Genomic DNA, 17,054 nt, shown 5'->3' on the forward strand with positions numbered 1-17,054 from the left:
TGAGCCATGAATCAGATAGTTAAATTATCAACATGCCTGGCATTATTGTTAATAATTGCAATGGGAGGGTACTCACAAGACCTTCACTTTTCGCAATTCTTCAATTCGCCATTGACAACTAACCCCGCCAATACCGGTTTCATTCCGGATGGAAATTACCGTATTGGGCTTAATTACCGCGATCAGTGGACCAGTGTTCCGGTGCCTTATAAAACGATGTCGGCTTATGGCGACTTTCAGCTATTCCGCGACAGACTGGAATATGGCTGGGTAGGTATAGGCGCTGTATTACTCCGCGATGTGGCAGGCGCCGGGAACTTAACATCTACCAAAGGATATGCTTCTATTGCTTATCATCAGTTACTGGGACAAAGCAGTTTGTTGTCGTTAGGATTTAATGCTGGTTCTGCCGGCAAACGGGTGGATGTAACAAAACTCATTTTCAGTGATCAGTGGAATGGAAAATTCTTCGATTCCCAAATCCCCACCGGGGAGCCTATTACCCAAAGCAGTGTAAATTATTTCGACTTACAGGCAGGGATGAATTACGCTTATTTCCCTACTGAAAATATTTATGTGAATGCGGGATTTTCTGTACAGCATATCAATACACCCAGGGAAACTTTCTTTGATGGAAATAATGTGATCCCTCGCCGCTACATCGGATTTCTGAATGCCAGTATCAAGATGAGTGATAAAGTGATCCTGAACCCGGCGGCTTACTATGCTACACAGGTAGGCGCCCGGGAGCTGATGCTGGGGGCCAATGCCGCCTATAATCTTTCCGGCGACGGTGTACAACAGTTGTACGGGGGATTGTATTATCGGGCCAATGATGCTGCGGTCTTCCTGGTAGGTTATCAACTGAATGGTATTAAATTGATGTTTAACTACGATATCACCACTTCCGGCTTATCGGCAGCAAACAATCGCCGGGGCGCTTATGAGCTGGGTATTGTATACTCCGGTTTATACTTCAATCGTACATTCAGCAATGCCAGAAGATCTACGATTTGTCCTTCTTTTTAATCGGCCGGAAATTACTACCTAACCGGCAATATGATTATTTTTGTTTCATGACAACGTTTAATAAAGTAACTGCCGCTCACATAGCGACATTGCGCGAAATAGCCGGAGTGCAATATGTATTGGTGGACGGGGAAAGTATGAGTCGTTATGCCCAGGATGAAACCGAAGACCTGCATTATTTGCCGGAAGTGGTAGTCAAACCAGATACCACAGAACAGGTAAGCCGTATTATGCGCTTATGTAACGAGGAATTATTGCCGGTAACACCCCGTGGTGGCGGTACGGGGCTTAGTGGTGGCGCCCTGGCACAATTTGGCGGTGTACTGATTTCCATGGAACGCTTTAACCATATTACCCAGATCGACGAAAGAAATTTGCAGGTCACTACAGAACCAGGTGTGATTACCGAAGAACTGCAGAATGCAGTAAAGGAAAAAGGATTATTTTATCCACCGGACCCCAGCAGTCGCGGTACCTGTTTCATAGGCGGTAATATTGCGGAAAACTCCGGAGGGCCTAAAGCCGTAAAATACGGTGTGGTAAAGGATTATGTACTGAACCTGGAAATGGTATTGCCGAACGGGGAGATTATCTGGACTGGGGCCAATGTATTAAAAAATGCGACTGGTTATAATCTTACCCAGTTGGTAGTGGGCAGTGAAGGCACCCTGGGTATTGTTACCAAAATTGTATTACGACTCATTCCATTACCTAAGCATGATTTGTTGATGCTGGTACCTTTCCGTTCTGCTGAAAGTGCCTGCGCCGCAGTGAGTGCTATTTTCCGTGCAGGATATACCCCTTCCGCCATGGAGTTTATGGAAAGGGATGCATTGGAATGGGTGACCCAATATGTACAAAGTGGCGCTGTTAAGATAGAAGACGATGTACAAGCGCATTTACTGATAGAAGTAGATGGCAACTACCCGGAAGTGTTAATGCAGGAAATGGAGGGGATCGCAGGTGTAGTAGAAAGCTTTGATATCGGAGAGATTTTATTCGCGGAAGACGCACAACAGAAAGACGAATTATGGAAACTGCGCCGCCGGGTGGCAGAAGCTGTAAAAGCTAATTCTGTATACAAAGAAGAAGATACAGTGGTACCCCGCGCTGAATTGCCCGTGTTATTGAAAGGTGTAAAAGACATAGGCCGGAAATATGGCTTCCATTCTGTATGCTATGGTCATGCCGGTGACGGTAATTTACATGTAAACATTATCAGGGGTACGCTGCCCGAAGAACAGTGGAATGGTACCCTCACGGAAGGAATACGCGAAATTTTTCAGTTGGTGAAACAATTGGGAGGAACTATCTCCGGTGAGCATGGTATTGGCCTTGTACAGAAAAACTATATGGACATCATTTTTGATCAAACATCTATGCAGCTGATGAAGCAAATAAAACAGATCTTTGATCCAAAGAATATATTGAACCGGGGGAAAATATTTGATTGTTAAACTTTTTTCCTGGTATTTAGTTTAACTAAATAAATCAGAACATGAAACATTTATTGGTATGTTTTTTCTTCCTGGCAACCGTGCAAATGGCGCATGCCCAGTATTATAAAACAGACACGTTAACGCATAAAGGATTTGATCGTTCAAAGCTGATATTGGGAGGCTCTGTGGGATTGGTGTTTGGAGACTATACCAATGTTGATGTTTCACCTATGGTGGGTTACCGTTTCTCACAATACATTGCTGCCGGTATCAATGTGAATGCGCAATACGGACAAATGACTTCCCGGTATAACGGCACGATAGCACAGCGTGATAAATACACCATTTTTGGCGGCGGCGTTTGGGGACGTGTATATCCGGTGCCAATGCTGTTTGTGCATATCCAGCCGGAGTATAATCATATATCACAATCTTCTACTTTTTACGATACGAATGACCGCAAGCAAACAGTGAAAACCAACTACACAGTACCCAGCATGTTGATAGGTGCAGGTTATACACAGGGCGTGGGAGGAAGAGTAGGTATTGGGATTTCTATTCTGTATGATGTGTTGCAGGATAGCCGGTCCCCGTATAATAACGGCCTGATATATAGAGCAGGTGTTGGTTTGGGTTTCTAAGACCTTTTACTGATTTTCAGGTAGACATATTACTGGCAGCCGGATCATTTGTTTAACAGATGATCCGGCTTTCTTTTTGGGTGCGGGTTTCCCCGGAGCAATATTATCCGCATGTTAAATGTTTATAAATGCTAAACTTTATTTTACATAGTACATATCTTTGCGGATATTAATAATTCAGGAAAGATGGGAATAGCATTAGTTGTTTTTGACATCGCGGGTACTACCCTGCATGATGAGTCCAATGTGGCTAAAGTATTACAGCAAACCATTTCACTGGCGGGCGTTTCCGTAACAGTGGAGGAAGTAAATGAAGTAATGGGATATGCCAAGCCATATGCCATCCGTTACCTGTTGCAGCAGAAGCAGGATAGCCGTTACAGTGACGAGGCCTTTATCAGCCAGTTACATGAGCGTTTTGTAGCAGATATGAAAGCGCATTACGCTACTAATCCGGCGGTACGCGAAAAAGAAGGGGTATCAGCCGTATTTGCGGCTTTAAAGGCAAAGGGCATCAAAGTGGCATTGGATACGGGTTTTGATCGTGCCATTACGAATGTCATCCTGGAAAGGGTGGGCTGGCAGAAGGCCGGATTAATAGATGCCGTAGCTACCAGCGATGAAGTGCCCTATGGCCGTCCTTATCCATATATGATATACCGTATTATGGAAGAACTGGAAATCCGCAGCATACAGTCGGTGGCTAAAACCGGCGATACCATTTCCGACCTGGAAGAAGGTACCAATGCGGGTTGTCGTTATGTGATTGGCGTTACAACTGGCGCGTATACACGTGAAGAGTTGGAGAAAGGTCCGCATACACACCTGGTAGCCAGTTTGGATGAGCTGTTGACTATTTTTTAACATCGTAGATTTTATCATAGCATGCAACAACAACAGGCAGATGTAGCGGTCATAGGAGCCGGCATTGTAGGCTTGGCCACGGCTTATCACCTGGCAGCCCAGGGGAAAAAAGTAGTTTTATTTGAGAGAAATAGTAAGGCCATCAGTGCGTCTATCCGCAACTTTGGCCTGGTATGGCCCATCGGTCAAACCGCCGGGAAAATGTACCAGCGGGCTATGCGAAGCCGTGCTACCTGGAAACAACTGGCAGCGGCCACCGGTCTGCAATGCCAGGAAACCGGGTCTATCCACCTCGCCTATGAAAATGACGAACTGGCCGTATTGGAGGAATTTGCCCAGGCAGCTCCGGCTAACGGCTATGACTGTACATTAGTGAGCGCCTCACAGATTGGAAAATATACGCAGGCCATCAAAACCGACGGGTTAAAAGGTGCTTTATGGAGTCCTACTGAAATGACCGTTAACCCGCGTCAGGCCAGTGCAGCCATTGCAAAGTACCTGGAAGAAAAAATGAACGTAACCGTTCGATTTGGAACGGCGGTGAACGGTATCAGTATGCCGTATATTGAAACCAGGGAGGAAAAATGGAAAGTAGACGAAGTATTTGTATGTAGTGGTGCTGATTTTGAAACACTGTACCCTGCTGAGTTTGCGGCCGCCCCCTTGAAAAAGTGTAAGCTGCAGATGATGCGTACTATCCCACAGCCGGGCAACTGGCAGCTGGGACCCGCTTTGTGTGCAGGATTAACACTGGCGCATTATGCTTCATTCGATAGCTGCCAGGCATTGGTGCCACTGAAAGAGCGCTTCGATGCAGAAATGCCGGAATACGTGAAATGGGGCATCCATCTGCTCATTTCCCAGAATGGGGCAGGAGAGCTGACTATCGGGGATTCACATGAATATGGTCCGGATTTCGAACCATTTGATAAAGCGTTTATCAATGACCTTATCCTGAAATATATGCATACCTTCCTGCAGGCACCTACCTATACCATACAGGAACAATGGCATGGCATTTATCCTAAGCTCACCAATGGTCAAACAGACCTCGTGTTTTCACCGGAAAAGAACGTGACGATTGTAAATGGATTAGGCGGAGCCGGTATGACTTTATCATTCGGTTTGGCACAGGAAGTGACGGGTGTTTTATAACCGGTAGCTGCCGATAAAATGCAGCAAAAAGCTGGACTCCCTTTTCCAAGGCCCTGCTGCATAGCAATCGATTTCTACTTTGCGTAATCTCGATGAATTTAAATTAGGTTATTGGGCAAATAATTGATAAATTAAATTCAGATTAAGCGTTATGAAAACACCTGTTGAATAAAAACGATAGTAACATTCGAATCATTTTCAACAATATTTATTGCCAGCATTAGCAACGTTTCTGCAGCGATGTTTTTTAAACATCGCTGCACGTTCATAACGTGTTAAATGTAAAGCAGGTTTCTTTATAGTTACCTGCTTTTTTTGTGCTTAATGCGGTGTGCGTAAGCTAATTATTACATAAATTACAGTGTTCCGTCTGCTTGCAGGTGGAAAGTGATTTATGATAAATAAAAAGTAATCGCATGAACAGTAGTATAAAGAATTTGAAAGAAAGAGACTGGACGGAGACAAGAGCACATTCCAGCTGGCAGATATTCAAGATTATGGCGGAGTTTGTTGAAGGGTTTGAAAAATTGGCAAAAATTGGTCCCTGTATATCTATATTTGGTTCTGCCCGTACCAAACCGGGTAATCGCTATTATGATCTGGCCCAGGAAATAGCTACCAAACTGGCAGACGAGGGATTCGGTATTATTACCGGCGGCGGCCCCGGTGTAATGGAAGCTGCTAATAAAGGCGCTCAGGCAGCCCATGGAAAATCGGTAGGTGCTAATATTACCCTCCCACATGAGCAACATCCCAACGTTTATATCGATCCGGAAAATAGCCTGAACTTCGATTATTTCTTTGTTCGTAAGGTGATGTTCACCAAATACTCCCAGGGTTTTGTGATGATGCCGGGAGGCTTTGGTACCATGGATGAATTCTTTGAAGTAGCTACCCTGATTCAAACCAGGAAAATGGAGGAAACTCCCATGGTACTGGTAGGACGCGAATACTGGAGCGGCCTCCTGGAGTGGATCCGCACCGTGATGATGGAGAAAGAAAGCAATATTAATCCACAGGATCTCGATCTCCTTCAATTATTTGATACCGCCGACGAAGTAGTGGAATACTTCCGCGTTTTCTATACTACCAACAAATTGCGGCCAAACTTCTAGTAGAGGGGAAAGCCGAAAGCATAAAGCAAAAAGCTATTGTAGCGAGTAACCAATGCGGATATTAGACTCGCTACAATAGCTTTTTGCTTTATGCTTTCGGCTTTATGCTTCAATAAATGCAGCAAAACAACGTTTATGTATATATTAAACGTATATCCGTGCTGGTCTTCCCTGCTTTCCACCTTCTGCTTGCGGCTTTTTCCTTAGCTTTGCAGAAATTTTAATACATGGAGCTCATCCTGGCAGCAGCAGAGGCTTATTCAGAAAAATATACCAGTGCGGAAAGTGAATTGATGTACCGGTTGAACCGGGAAACGCATCTTAAGGTAGAACTACCACACATGTTAAGTGGACAAGTGCAGGGAAGGTTTCTGAGTATGGTGAGCCATATGATCCGGCCCCGGCGTATCCTGGAACTGGGTACTTATACCGGGTATTCCGCGATCTGCCTGGCAGAAGGATTGGCGGCAGATGGCATCCTGCATACTGTGGATATCAATGAAGAACTGGAAACCCTTTGCCATCAATATTTTGAAGCAAGTGGTGATGCAGATAAAATAAAAATGCACATAGGCAAGGCCGCAGACATCATTGAACAATTGGACGAAGTATTTGACCTGGTTTTCATTGATGCAGACAAATCCGGCTATGAGCAATATTACGACCAGGTATGGGATAAATTACGTCCCGGTGGTTTTATCCTGGCAGACAATGTACTTTATCATGGACAGGTGCTGGCACCCGAAAATGAGCAGGGACGCCAGGCCAAGGCAATGATCAGTTTTTGTGAGAAAGTGTTGGCGGACGATCGTGCCGAACAGGTATTACTCACCATCCGCGATGGTGTTCTGATGATCAGGAAGAAATAACACGCCCATTAAATCCGAAAATACATGCAAGTAAGAAAATTCTTATTGGTAGTCAGTTTTCTTATTGGCTTCGTTTCCATGCTGCAGGGGCAGAACATGACCACTCCGCAGTATATTGCCACCTATAAAAACTTAGCCATTGAGGAAATGCGCCGCTCCGGCGTACCTGCCGCCATTAAACTGGCCCAGGGTATTATTGAAACCCAGTCCGGCAACGGTACCTTATGTTTACAGTCTAATAACCACTTCGGTATTAAATGTAAAAATACCTGGACGGGAAAAACCATCAAATACGATGATGACGCCGCCCAGGAATGCTTCCGGGTATACGACAATGCAAAAGATTCCTATCGGGATCACTCCGACTTTTTGCGTAATAACCCCCGTTATGCTTTTCTTTTCCAGTTTGATGGTGACGACTATAAATCCTGGGCATTTGGCTTAAAACAAGCCGGATACGCCACCAATAAAACTTACCCACAACAGCTGATCAAAGTGATTGAGGACTATAACCTCCAGCAATACACGCTGATTGCCATGGGGAAAGCGCCTGCTACCAGCATTGATCAAACCGAATACGCAGAAGCAACGCCTAAACGCGAAGAGAAAGCTTCTTCCGGAAAAAATCACCATAACAACAACTATAATAAGCCTGTTGCAGGCAACTACCCTAAAGGGATATTTGAAATCAATGGCCGTAAAGCTATCTACGTAAAAGCCGGTACCTCCCTGATCCAGGTAGCAGATCAACGTAATATGCGTCTCCGCAAACTGGTACGCTTCAACGATCTCGAAAATGATAATCCGCCTTCAAAAGACATGATTATCTTCCTGCAAAAGAAGAGTAAACGCGGTAGCAAAGATTTTCACCCGGTAGTAAATGGTGAAACCATGCACGATGTAGCCCAGGCCGAAGGTATTCAGCTCAGATGGCTGCGCCGCCGTAACAAAATGAATGAAGGCGAAGAACCGGCCGCCGGACAACGCTTAACCCTGGACGGTTTTGCCGATAATGCCCCCCGGTTAGCTAAAAATACCCGGGTATTGAAGGAAGAAGACCAGGAACCACCGGAAGATTTTTCTCCGCGTAAAGCACTGGATGGCATCAAAGAAGAGGTAGCCAAAAATGTATCTGGCGCTGCCTCTGTTCCGGACAACAAGCCCACGCAGCCGGCCCAACAGCCTAAAGGTGGTGTTCCCGTAGCCATGATCGAAGACCTGAAAAAAGCAGGAGAAGTGACTACCACGGGCAGCACTACTACGCCGAAGGCATCTATGCCGCAACCAGCACCTGCTCCCACTACGCCAAAACCAGTACCCGCACCGGCTTCAAAGGCCGGCACACAGTATCACGATGTGCAACCCAAGGAAACACTCTATGGTATTGCTAAAATGTACAACCGGTCCGTTACACAATTACAGGAATGGAATAATTTGCAGGGCTTCGATATTAAAATCGGTCAGCGCCTGTTGGTAAATAAATAAGCAGCGATCTTTTTGCGCTTATAATTGTTAAATAAGGAAATGTAGATGTATTATGTCAGTAATTAAGGTGCATGACAAGCAGTTTCAGCCCTATATCCCTGCTACCGAATTGCAGCAGCGTATTAAGGAAATGGCGGAACAAATTAATAAAGACCTGGAGGGAGAGCGCCCTTTGTTTATTGCCATACTGAATGGCTCTTTTATGTTTGCCGCAGATATGTTTAAATACCTCACTATTGAGGCGGAGATATCTTTTATTAAACTGGCGTCTTATAAAGGCACCAAATCAACCGGTAATGTAGTACAGGCGATCGGACTGGATGAAGACCTTTTTGGCCGTACCGTGGTGATCCTGGAAGATATTGTGGATACCGGTAAAACCCTGAGCCAGTTTCTTCCCCAGCTGGAACACCAGCAGCCTAAGAAACTAATAGTGGCTTCCCTGCTCACCAAACCGGATGCAATGGTGCATCCTATTAAAATCGATTACCTGGGCTTTTCTGTACCGAATAAGTTCCTGTTGGGATATGGCCTCGACTATGATGGGTTGGGCCGCAATTTACCAGCAATTTACCAGCTGGTAGAGTAGCAGTAGAGCTACACAAGAAATTTCAGAGGAGTAAAGCCGCAATAGAGTAATAAGATCTTTGCTGCTTTGCTCCTTTGTTGCTTTGCGCGAAAAAAAATATTATCTTAATACATGCGGAAGTTCCTTTTACTCTTACTTTTCTGGGGTGGAGGGCTGCAAGCGCAAACAATCTGGGTATCGGGAGCGGTCGAAGACAGTATATCACATCGCCCCATTTCCGGCGTACAGGTGAAGGTGATGGATGACACAACCAATGTGATCACAAACGCTTTCGGTCTTTTTAAAATTGTAATCCCCAGGGCAACTGCCAGGCTATTGCTGGTACAAAACGGTTATCTCCCTAAAGAGATAACGGTGAGTAAGTATGACAGATTGTTAATAACGTTATCGCCCCTACGAAAAGATACAGACCCCATTGCACTCGCTAAAGCCAGGTCTAAAATGCTGCATAGCAGTAATCCCAACTACGGGAATACGGGTATCGGTACCCACTCTTTTTACAATGAAACCTATGGGGCTACCTACGAAAATAAGTTTGTACGCACAGAGAGCCATCCGCTGTCTACTTTCGCTATTGATGTAGACAGGGCCGCCTATAGTAATATTCGCCGCTTCCTGCGATTGAAAGAGCCGGTACCGGTAGACGCCGTGCGGATTGAAGAAATGATTAACTACTTCCATTACGATTACCCGTTACCGTTACCTGGTGCGGATATGGCGCTGTATAATCATTATACTACCTGCCCCTGGGAGACCAGCCATCGGCTGTTACAGATTGCTATCCGGGCCCGTGCGTTGGAAACAGACAGCTTTCCCGCCAGCAACCTGGTTTTCCTGATAGACGTGTCTGGCTCTATGGCTACTGCCAATAAATTACCCCTGTTGCAGGCTGCTTTCCGCATATTGGTCAATAATCTTCGTCCGGCTGATAAAGTGGCTATTGTGGCTTATGCCGGAGAGCCGGGTATATTGCTTCCCGCTACGGGTGGCGATCAGAAAGCCAAAATCCTGAATGCGATCGATAACCTCAATGCCGGCGGATCTACTGCTGGTGAAGCCGCTATCAAAATGGCATATCGTATTGCAGCAGAGCAATATATTCCTGATGGCAACAACCGCGTAATATTAGCCACCGATGGGGATTTTAACGTGGGGCTCAGCAGTGATGAGGAAATGGAGCAGCTCATCCTACAGCAAAAGGAAAGCGGTGTACTGCTCACTTGTTTGGGATTTGGTATGAAGAATTATAAAGATTCCAAGCTGCAATCCCTTGCCAGTAAAGGGAATGGTAACTTTGCTTATATAGATGACCTGGAAGAAGCCAATAAAATATTTGCCCGTGAATTCGGCAGCACCCTGTTTACGATTGCCCGCGATGTTCAATCGGAAGTATGTTTTAATCCTGCCCTGGTAAAATCGTATAGGCTTATTGGTTATGAGAATAAAGTATTGCCACCGGATACAACAATTAAAACGGAATATAGTGGTGGCATTATTGGCAGCGGACATTGCTCCGTAGCTTTGTACGAGATTATACCAACAACAGCATTGGCGAAAACAGGTGATACTGTGCTGGCGCATGTGAAAATCAGTTATCGTGCGCCACAGGACACTACAACCAGGTACCTGTCTGGTGATATTCCGGCCATATGTAAAGATTTTGAGGAGGCTTCTGCTGATTGCCGCTTCGCTACGGCTGTGGCTTTACTGGGGATGGTGCTGCGTAAATCAGCTTACTGTGGTAAGGGAGATACCGATATGGTGATGGAGATGGCCCGTAATGCCCTTGGTAAAGACGAGGGGCATTACAGGGAGGAGTTTTTGAAGATGGTGAAAATGGTACGCAAAGCAAAGCGGTAGGCGTTTACTTTGTTAACCGGTAGCATTTTCTGATCAGCTTCTGCTGGAAATCGAACGGAAGTGTTTGATTAGTAATATCCTTGATACTGGCGGCATTGATCTTTTCGGTATCCATCACAAACCTGCGATAGTTATTACTGAAATATACCACCCCATCTTTTTTTGTAGCCAGCAATACTTTATTGAGCATGTCCACATGGTCCCGTTGAATATCCAGGAAGTCTTTCATGCGCTTACTGTTGGAGAAGGTAGGCGGATCAATGATCACGAGATCAAAGGTATTCAGCTTCAATGTATCCAGGTATTGTAATACATCGGCGTGTACGAAAGTATGTTTAGGACTATCGAAGCCGTTGAGGCGCATATTTTCTTCTGCCCAGGCCAGGTAGGTTTTAGAGAGATCTACAGATGTTACCTCTGCTGCACCTCCCGCGGCCGCATACACGGAAAATGATCCGGTATAGCAGAACAGGTTGAGTACTTTTTTATCTTTCACTTCATTTCTCACCATACCCCGCGTAATGCGATGGTCGAGAAACAGGCCGGTATCCAGGTAATCGGAGAGATTCACTTTGAATTGGAGGCCCGCTTCATGGGCGGTCATGATGTGACTTTCCAGGCTGAGTTTTTCGTATTGACTTTTCCGGTTTTCTTTCCGTTGCCGTTGTTTTACCCATATTTTATTGGGTGCTACATCCAGTACTTTACTGATCAGTTCCAGGCAGGTATCCAGCCATTCCTCATGGGCATCTTCTTCCATACCGTGTTTACGGTTGTATTCAGCAATGTATACATGATCTTCATACATTTCGATGCTGAAGGGGAATTCAGGAATATCGTCATCATATACCCGGTAGCAGGTAATATTTTGCCGTCTGGCCAGTTTAGATATATGCCGGAATACTTTCGTTAACCGGTTTTCGAACATCTGTAGTTTTGAATCCATCGTTTCTATTCTATGAAAGCATAAAGCAAAAAGCGTAAAGCAAAAAGCTATTGTAGCGAATGATAAAAGCGTATCATTAACTTAGATATCCGCTGCGATCATTCGCTACAATAGCTTTTTGCTTTATGCCTTCAGCTTTCCGCTCAACTAAAAATGTCTCTTACTTTCTCGAAAAATCCTTTTTCAGATTTTTCAGGATTAGGTTTAAAGTTATCGGAGGCTTGTAATTTATCAAGCATTGCTTTTTCTTCTGCGCTCACTGTTTGTGGCGTCCATACATTCACATGAATCAGCTGGTCGCCTTTTTCATAAGAATTAACGGAAGGGAATCCTTTGCCTTTCAGGCGGAATATTTTACCACTTTGTGTACCGGCGGGAATTTTTATTTTGGCTTTACCGTCGATGGTAGGCACTTCCAGGGAGGTACCATATACTGCATCCGGGAAGGAAATGTGCAGATCGTAGGCTACGTTGAGGCCATCACGTTGCAGTTCCGGATGTGGTTCTTCTTCGATGAGGATCAGCAGATCGCCGGGGGCGCCGCCTCTTTCACCTGCGTTACCTTTTCCACTCATGCTCAATTGCATGCCTTCCTGTACACCTGCCGGGATGTCGATGCTCACCATTTCTTCACCGTACATACGGCCTTCACCTTTACAGTGGCCGCATTTGCTGGTAATGATCTGGCCTTCACCATGACAGGTAGGGCAGGTCGTAACGGTTTGCATTTGTCCGAGGAAAGTTTGCGTTACTTTCCTTACCTGGCCGGAACCGCCACAGGTATTACAAGACTGGAATGCGTTTTTATCTTTAGCACCCAGGCCGCCACAGTGTTGGCAGGGTACATATTTTTTTACTTTGATTTTTTTGTTGGCACCTTTCGCGATTTCTTCATAGGTGAGACGGATTTTTACCCGGAGGTTAGAACCACGGGTACCGCGTCCACGGCGGTTTCCACCACCACGTGCACCACCGCCGCCGAAGAAGCTGCCGAAAATATCGTCGCTACCGAAAATGTCACCGAAGTTGGAGAAGATGTCATCCATATTCATTCCGCCTCCGCCATATCCACCACCACGGTTGCCATTCATGCCGGCATGTCCAAAACGATCGTATTGTGCTCTTTTATCAGGATCACTCAATACTTCATAAGCTTCAGCTGCTTCTTTGAATTTATCTTCTGCCTCTTTGTTATTCGGGTTGCGGTCAGGGTGAAACTGCATGGCTACTTTACGGTAGGCCTTTTTAATTTCATCCTGGGAGGCAGATTTGGCAACAACCAGTATTTCGTAATAATCTCTCTTGGTAGACATTATAATAATCACTTAATGCTGGTGCAGGGCACCAGCTTTTGTTTCGGTAAAAAAATAGTTTTACGTCAGCTTAGCATAGGCAATCATTAGAAATTATGCCACATCGTCATTATTTGCCGACAATTACCTTAGCATGACGAATTAATTTGTCATTCAGGTAATAACCAGGCTGTAATACATCTACTACCTGTCCAACCAACTCTGGCGTAGGTGCGGGTATTTCTGTAATTGCTTCCTGTAAATCCGGATCAAATGGGGTGTGGATACTCTCCATTGGCTTCAGTCCTTTCGCTTGCAGGATACTCTTCAGTTTACTGAACACCAGCAGGGTGCCGTCTTTTACTGCAGCGAGGTCTGTGGCACTTTCCAGTTGTTTGGTAGCCCGGTCGCTATCATCAAGTACATCCAGCAAAGATATGATAAGTTCTTTACTGGCAGTTTGCATCAGTTCAATGCGTTCTTTGGCAGTTCTTTTACGATAGTTGTCAAATTCGGCCTGGAGTCTGAGATATTTATCGCGTATTTCGTTTATTTCCTGTTCTTTCTTCTCCAGTTCTGTTACTTCATCTGACTCATTATTCGTATTTGAACTTTCGTTTATATTTTCTTCTGGCATGCCTTTTTCGTTTTCGCTACCAGCGTTAGCCTGTCCGTTTGTCTGCATGTCTTTTTCGTTTTCTGTCATAATAAGTAATAATTGTCTGCGGGGTTTACCAGTCAATTTCTTTGCCAACCGCGGTTTAGCGGACAAAAAGGCAGAATCAGGAGAATTACGAATTACGAATTACGGATTTGCGAGGAGATATAAGCAAATACTGGTCTTTTGGCTACAATCTCCCCACAAATCCGTAATTCGTAATTCTTAATTCGTAATTCCTATTCAGTACCTTTGCCCCTCGAAATACAATAAATGACTAAAGTTTTTTTAAAGAAGCAGATACAAAACAGGGTATTACAAGGGCATCCCTGGATTTTTGGCAATGAAGTAGCCGAAATAAAAGGAGATGTAAATGCCGGTGATATTGTAGATGTATATACGCATAAAGGGTTTTTCCTGGGGCGTGGATATATCAATCCTCAATCCCAGATACTCGTACGCCTCCTCACCCGCGATAAGAACGAAGAAATAAATCCTGAATTCTTTTACCGCCGCCTGTTGAAATGCTGGGAATACCGGCAGAAACTGGGCTATGTGGAAAACTGCCGCCTCGTATATGGTGAAGCAGATGATTTGCCGGCACTGGTTATAGACAAGTTCAACGATTACTTTGTGATCCAGACGTTAGCGTTGGGTATGGAAAAGTGGAAAGACGCTATTGTGGACGCTATTAACCGTATTTTCTCACCTAAAGGCATCTACGAAAGAAATGATGTGCCCGTGAGAGAACTGGAAGGCATGACTCAACAGAAAGGCTTTCTCAGCGCACCTTTTGATACCAACCTAGTGATTAATGAAAACGGCCTTAAATTCCATGTGGATATAGTAAATGGCCAGAAAACCGGCTATTTCCTGGATCAGCAGGATAACCGTCGTGAAATTAAACATATCGTGAAAGGTGCGGATGTAATGGAGGCATTTTGCTATACCGGTACTTTCTCCTGCCACGCCGGCTTCTACGGCGCTAAAAGTGTGCTGGGGCTTGATATTTCAGAAACGGCTGTAGCTACCGCCCGCAGAAATGCGGAGCTGAATAACCTGCAGGACATCTGTCAGTTCCAGGCTGTAAATGCATTTGATCAGCTGAAGCAGTGGACTAAAGAAGAGAAGAAGTTTGATGTGGTGATCCTGGATCCGCCGGCATTTACCAAAAGCCGCGAAAATATTCAGAAAGCAGTTACTGGTTACAAGGAAATCAACTTGCGTGGCATGAAGCTGCTCAAGCCAGGAGGATTCCTCGTAACAGCTTCCTGCACCAACCTGGTATCACCAGACTTATTCCTGCAAACCATTGATGCTGCTGCCAAAGACGCAAAGAAAAGATTACGCCAGGTAACTTTCCAGACACAGGCACAAGATCATCCAATTTTAAGAAATATCGAGAATACGACTTACCTGAAATTCCTGATTGTAGAAGTTTCCTGATCCGTATCTCACTAACATAAAAAGGAAAAGTCACGATGTGAATCGTGACTTTTCCTTTTTATGTTTTGATACCGGATGTAAACTACTTGACGACATTGAATTTCCCCGACTCAATCAGGTTGCCCCGCTGGTCACGTAACTGGAAAATGTAGATACCATTGTAGTAGTTATCTAAATTCATAGTAGTACGTGAGCCCACACTTTTTAACTGATCAATTTTCTTTCCCAGAAAATTATATACAATAAGATCGTATACCTGATCGTTATTGTTTTGTTGAATGACGAAATTGATAATTGATGTAGCAGGATTAGGGTACAACTTCACTATTTTGCTCGCGTTTTTAACTCCCCCGTCCTGAGGCTGGGATTTTTCGCTTTGAGCCTTGCTAACGAGAGAGAGCAAGCTGAAAACCATTATGAGAATTAGGGTAGAGGTTTTCCACATAGTATTATAAAAATAAAATTTTTTTCAAATATTTCCTAATTTTTGTTTGATAAAATCAGCTCATCCAAGCCTCGTCCTTCACCCATAAAAATAACAAACGGCCTGCCATTTTGTTAGCTTTTAGCCCATTTTTATGTAAATTTTAACGCTTGACAACTATTTTTATAAACAATTGATTTATAATTATTTAGAATCTTGGGCAGTTCACACTTTCCAATGTAGTATTCCGGCTGTTAAGGAACCCCTTGAAAACCAATGAAATTTCGAAACCTCCGAATGTTTGACTGGCGGTCCGTAATTTCGAGATATTAGCGTCATAACTCATACCTACCTCATATTTATCCATGTCTATCTTGATAGTTGGGATAATGGCATCATTCCATCTGAGGAAGAGCCCGCCATAAATTGCACGGGTGGATTCCAGTCCCTGATCCATCAATCCATAACCGATCAGTGCTCCGCCAATATATTCGGAATAGGTACCCTGGTGCAGTTGATTGTAGTGGGCAATTACTTTCACTCTTTCGTCTACCGGGATGGTAATACCCGCATTAAAAGTCAGTTTGGGTTGCATCTCAATATTCTGATCCCGGTAGAAGGAAATTTTCGCCCGGTTGAAATGAAAGTAGCCGGCGCCGATAAAGTAATTCACATCTTCCCCGATTACACTATTATAACTCAATCCCACACCTGCATCCAGGTAGCTATAACCTTTGAAGGCCAGTTTACCCTCTTCGCCGGTAGACGCCGCGGGATCAAAACGGCCATTGGTATATTGGTTATTGAAAGTCATGTTGGTAGGGTCAAACTGACGCTGCACAAAACCGCCCATGAAGCCCATCGAGAGAAAACTACTTTTATCTGCGTTGAGCGACTTATGGTAGTTAATGGCAGGGAAGATTTGTGTAGACTGTAATTTGGAAGTACCCGCGCGGTCATAGGTCAACTGCAGACCTGTAGTAACATAATCGTTGCTGCGACCTACCGGGAATTTTATTTCCCCGCTTACCGTTCCCGTTTGGTAAGGAATGGTAACGCTGTTCCATTGATTGCGATAAACAGCCTGCACACGTACATCTCCGTTGAAAATGCCTATCAGCGCCGGGTTGCGTAGTACAGGTGTTTCATAAAACTGTGAGAGATGTATATCCTGTGCATACAATGGTGTTGCACAGGGTATGCAAACGATCGCCAGTAATATGCGGTATACGGTTTTCATGT

At 44.6% G+C, this 17,054-nt stretch carries 16 protein-coding genes; 11 read left to right on the forward strand and 5 right to left on the reverse strand.

The window, feature by feature from the left end; genetic code table 11:
* The first annotated feature begins 6 nt into the window (after positions 1-6).
* The 10 genes from AC5ZC7_RS01770 (at position 7) to AC5ZC7_RS01815 (ending at position 11,046) form a co-directional block, all read left to right on the forward strand.
* A complete protein-coding gene (locus AC5ZC7_RS01770) occupies positions 7-1,029 on the forward strand; it encodes a PorP/SprF family type IX secretion system membrane protein (protein ID WP_496159879.1) in 1,023 nt (340 codons plus the stop codon).
* A gap of 47 nt (positions 1,030-1,076) precedes the next feature.
* The gene (locus AC5ZC7_RS01775) at positions 1,077-2,486 is read left to right on the forward strand and encodes an FAD-linked oxidase C-terminal domain-containing protein (RefSeq protein WP_496159878.1); all 1,410 of its coding nucleotides are present in this window, start codon (positions 1,077-1,079) and stop codon (positions 2,484-2,486) included.
* Positions 2,487-2,527: 41 nt separating this feature from the next.
* Entirely contained in the window at positions 2,528-3,109 is a 582-nt protein-coding gene (locus tag AC5ZC7_RS01780) for a hypothetical protein (protein WP_496159877.1), read from the forward strand.
* A gap of 186 nt (positions 3,110-3,295) precedes the next feature.
* Complete coding sequence (locus AC5ZC7_RS01785) at positions 3,296-3,973, forward strand: phosphonatase-like hydrolase (RefSeq protein ID WP_496159876.1); 678 nt, start codon at positions 3,296-3,298, stop codon at positions 3,971-3,973.
* Positions 3,974-3,994: 21 nt separating this feature from the next.
* On the forward strand, positions 3,995-5,128 hold the full coding sequence (locus AC5ZC7_RS01790; protein WP_496159875.1) for a TIGR03364 family FAD-dependent oxidoreductase: 1,134 nt from the start codon (positions 3,995-3,997) through the stop codon (positions 5,126-5,128).
* A 416-nt stretch (positions 5,129-5,544) separates the two neighbouring features.
* Entirely contained in the window at positions 5,545-6,243 is a 699-nt protein-coding gene (locus AC5ZC7_RS01795; protein WP_291922908.1) for an LOG family protein, read from the forward strand.
* A gap of 227 nt (positions 6,244-6,470) precedes the next feature.
* The gene (locus AC5ZC7_RS01800) at positions 6,471-7,112 is read left to right on the forward strand and encodes a class I SAM-dependent methyltransferase (RefSeq protein WP_496159874.1); all 642 of its coding nucleotides are present in this window, start codon (positions 6,471-6,473) and stop codon (positions 7,110-7,112) included.
* A gap of 24 nt (positions 7,113-7,136) precedes the next feature.
* The gene (locus tag AC5ZC7_RS01805; protein ID WP_496159873.1) at positions 7,137-8,597 is read left to right on the forward strand and encodes a glucosaminidase domain-containing protein; all 1,461 of its coding nucleotides are present in this window, start codon (positions 7,137-7,139) and stop codon (positions 8,595-8,597) included.
* A 52-nt stretch (positions 8,598-8,649) separates the two neighbouring features.
* Positions 8,650-9,186, forward strand: a complete 537-nt coding sequence (gene hpt / locus AC5ZC7_RS01810; RefSeq protein ID WP_291922914.1) for a hypoxanthine phosphoribosyltransferase — start codon at positions 8,650-8,652, stop codon at positions 9,184-9,186.
* 111 nt (positions 9,187-9,297) lie between these two features.
* Positions 9,298-11,046, forward strand: coding sequence for a YfbK domain-containing protein (locus tag AC5ZC7_RS01815; protein WP_496159872.1), 1,749 nt, complete (start codon positions 9,298-9,300; stop codon positions 11,044-11,046).
* Positions 11,047-11,050: 4 nt separating this feature from the next.
* Here the strand turns inward: AC5ZC7_RS01815 and AC5ZC7_RS01820 are convergent, their stop codons facing one another.
* The 3 genes from AC5ZC7_RS01820 to AC5ZC7_RS01830 all read right to left on the reverse strand — a co-directional run bounded on the left by AC5ZC7_RS01820 (position 11,051) and on the right by AC5ZC7_RS01830 (position 13,990).
* Positions 11,051-11,992 carry a class I SAM-dependent methyltransferase gene (locus AC5ZC7_RS01820; RefSeq protein ID WP_496159871.1) on the reverse strand — a complete coding sequence of 314 codons (942 nt, stop codon included), beginning with the start codon at positions 11,990-11,992 and terminating at the stop codon, positions 11,051-11,053.
* 143 nt (positions 11,993-12,135) lie between these two features.
* Positions 12,136-13,305 carry a molecular chaperone DnaJ gene (dnaJ, locus tag AC5ZC7_RS01825; RefSeq protein ID WP_496159870.1) on the reverse strand — a complete coding sequence of 390 codons (1,170 nt, stop codon included), beginning with the start codon at positions 13,303-13,305 and terminating at the stop codon, positions 12,136-12,138.
* A 109-nt stretch (positions 13,306-13,414) separates the two neighbouring features.
* On the reverse strand, positions 13,415-13,990 hold the full coding sequence (locus tag AC5ZC7_RS01830) for a nucleotide exchange factor GrpE (protein WP_496159869.1): 576 nt from the start codon (positions 13,988-13,990) through the stop codon (positions 13,415-13,417).
* A 225-nt stretch (positions 13,991-14,215) separates the two neighbouring features.
* Here AC5ZC7_RS01830 and AC5ZC7_RS01835 point away from each other — a divergent pair, with 225 nt between their 5' ends.
* Positions 14,216-15,388 (forward strand): class I SAM-dependent methyltransferase, encoded by a 1,173-nt coding sequence (locus AC5ZC7_RS01835; RefSeq protein ID WP_496159868.1) that lies wholly within the window; start codon positions 14,216-14,218, stop codon positions 15,386-15,388.
* 82 nt (positions 15,389-15,470) lie between these two features.
* On the opposite strand, the gene AC5ZC7_RS01840 is transcribed toward AC5ZC7_RS01835, so the two are convergent.
* Together AC5ZC7_RS01840 and AC5ZC7_RS01845 are read right to left on the reverse strand one after the other, a co-directional pair.
* The gene (locus AC5ZC7_RS01840) at positions 15,471-15,713 is read right to left on the reverse strand and encodes a T9SS type A sorting domain-containing protein (protein WP_496159867.1); all 243 of its coding nucleotides are present in this window, start codon (positions 15,711-15,713) and stop codon (positions 15,471-15,473) included.
* Between the two features lie 307 nt (positions 15,714-16,020).
* Complete coding sequence (locus AC5ZC7_RS01845) at positions 16,021-17,052, reverse strand: PorP/SprF family type IX secretion system membrane protein (RefSeq protein ID WP_496159866.1); 1,032 nt, start codon at positions 17,050-17,052, stop codon at positions 16,021-16,023.
* Positions 17,053-17,054: the final 2 nt, after the last annotated feature.

It is taken from the genome of Chitinophaga sp. 9-1-y (assembly GCF_059511905.2).

What these genes read in the sequence shown, in the direction of transcription:
- AC5ZC7_RS01770 (WP_496159879.1), top strand. Translation starts at nt 7, where the DNA reads ATGAATCAGATAGTTAAATTATCAACATGCCTGGCATTATTGTTAATA.
- AC5ZC7_RS01775 (WP_496159878.1), top strand. Translation starts at nt 1,077, where the DNA reads ATGACAACGTTTAATAAAGTAACTGCCGCTCACATAGCGACATTGCGC.
- AC5ZC7_RS01780 (WP_496159877.1), top strand. Translation starts at nt 2,528, where the DNA reads ATGAAACATTTATTGGTATGTTTTTTCTTCCTGGCAACCGTGCAAATG.
- AC5ZC7_RS01785 (WP_496159876.1), top strand. Translation starts at nt 3,296, where the DNA reads ATGGGAATAGCATTAGTTGTTTTTGACATCGCGGGTACTACCCTGCAT.
- AC5ZC7_RS01790 (WP_496159875.1), top strand. Translation starts at nt 3,995, where the DNA reads ATGCAACAACAACAGGCAGATGTAGCGGTCATAGGAGCCGGCATTGTA.
- AC5ZC7_RS01795 (WP_291922908.1), top strand. Translation starts at nt 5,545, where the DNA reads ATGAACAGTAGTATAAAGAATTTGAAAGAAAGAGACTGGACGGAGACA.
- AC5ZC7_RS01800 (WP_496159874.1), top strand. Translation starts at nt 6,471, where the DNA reads ATGGAGCTCATCCTGGCAGCAGCAGAGGCTTATTCAGAAAAATATACC.
- AC5ZC7_RS01805 (WP_496159873.1), top strand. Translation starts at nt 7,137, where the DNA reads ATGCAAGTAAGAAAATTCTTATTGGTAGTCAGTTTTCTTATTGGCTTC.
- hpt (WP_291922914.1), top strand. Translation starts at nt 8,650, where the DNA reads ATGTCAGTAATTAAGGTGCATGACAAGCAGTTTCAGCCCTATATCCCT.
- AC5ZC7_RS01815 (WP_496159872.1), top strand. Translation starts at nt 9,298, where the DNA reads ATGCGGAAGTTCCTTTTACTCTTACTTTTCTGGGGTGGAGGGCTGCAA.
- AC5ZC7_RS01820 (WP_496159871.1), bottom strand. Translation starts at nt 11,992, where the DNA reads ATGGATTCAAAACTACAGATGTTCGAAAACCGGTTAACGAAAGTATTC.
- dnaJ (WP_496159870.1), bottom strand. Translation starts at nt 13,305, where the DNA reads ATGTCTACCAAGAGAGATTATTACGAAATACTGGTTGTTGCCAAATCT.
- AC5ZC7_RS01830 (WP_496159869.1), bottom strand. Translation starts at nt 13,990, where the DNA reads ATGACAGAAAACGAAAAAGACATGCAGACAAACGGACAGGCTAACGCT.
- AC5ZC7_RS01835 (WP_496159868.1), top strand. Translation starts at nt 14,216, where the DNA reads ATGACTAAAGTTTTTTTAAAGAAGCAGATACAAAACAGGGTATTACAA.
- AC5ZC7_RS01845 (WP_496159866.1), bottom strand. Translation starts at nt 17,052, where the DNA reads ATGAAAACCGTATACCGCATATTACTGGCGATCGTTTGCATACCCTGT.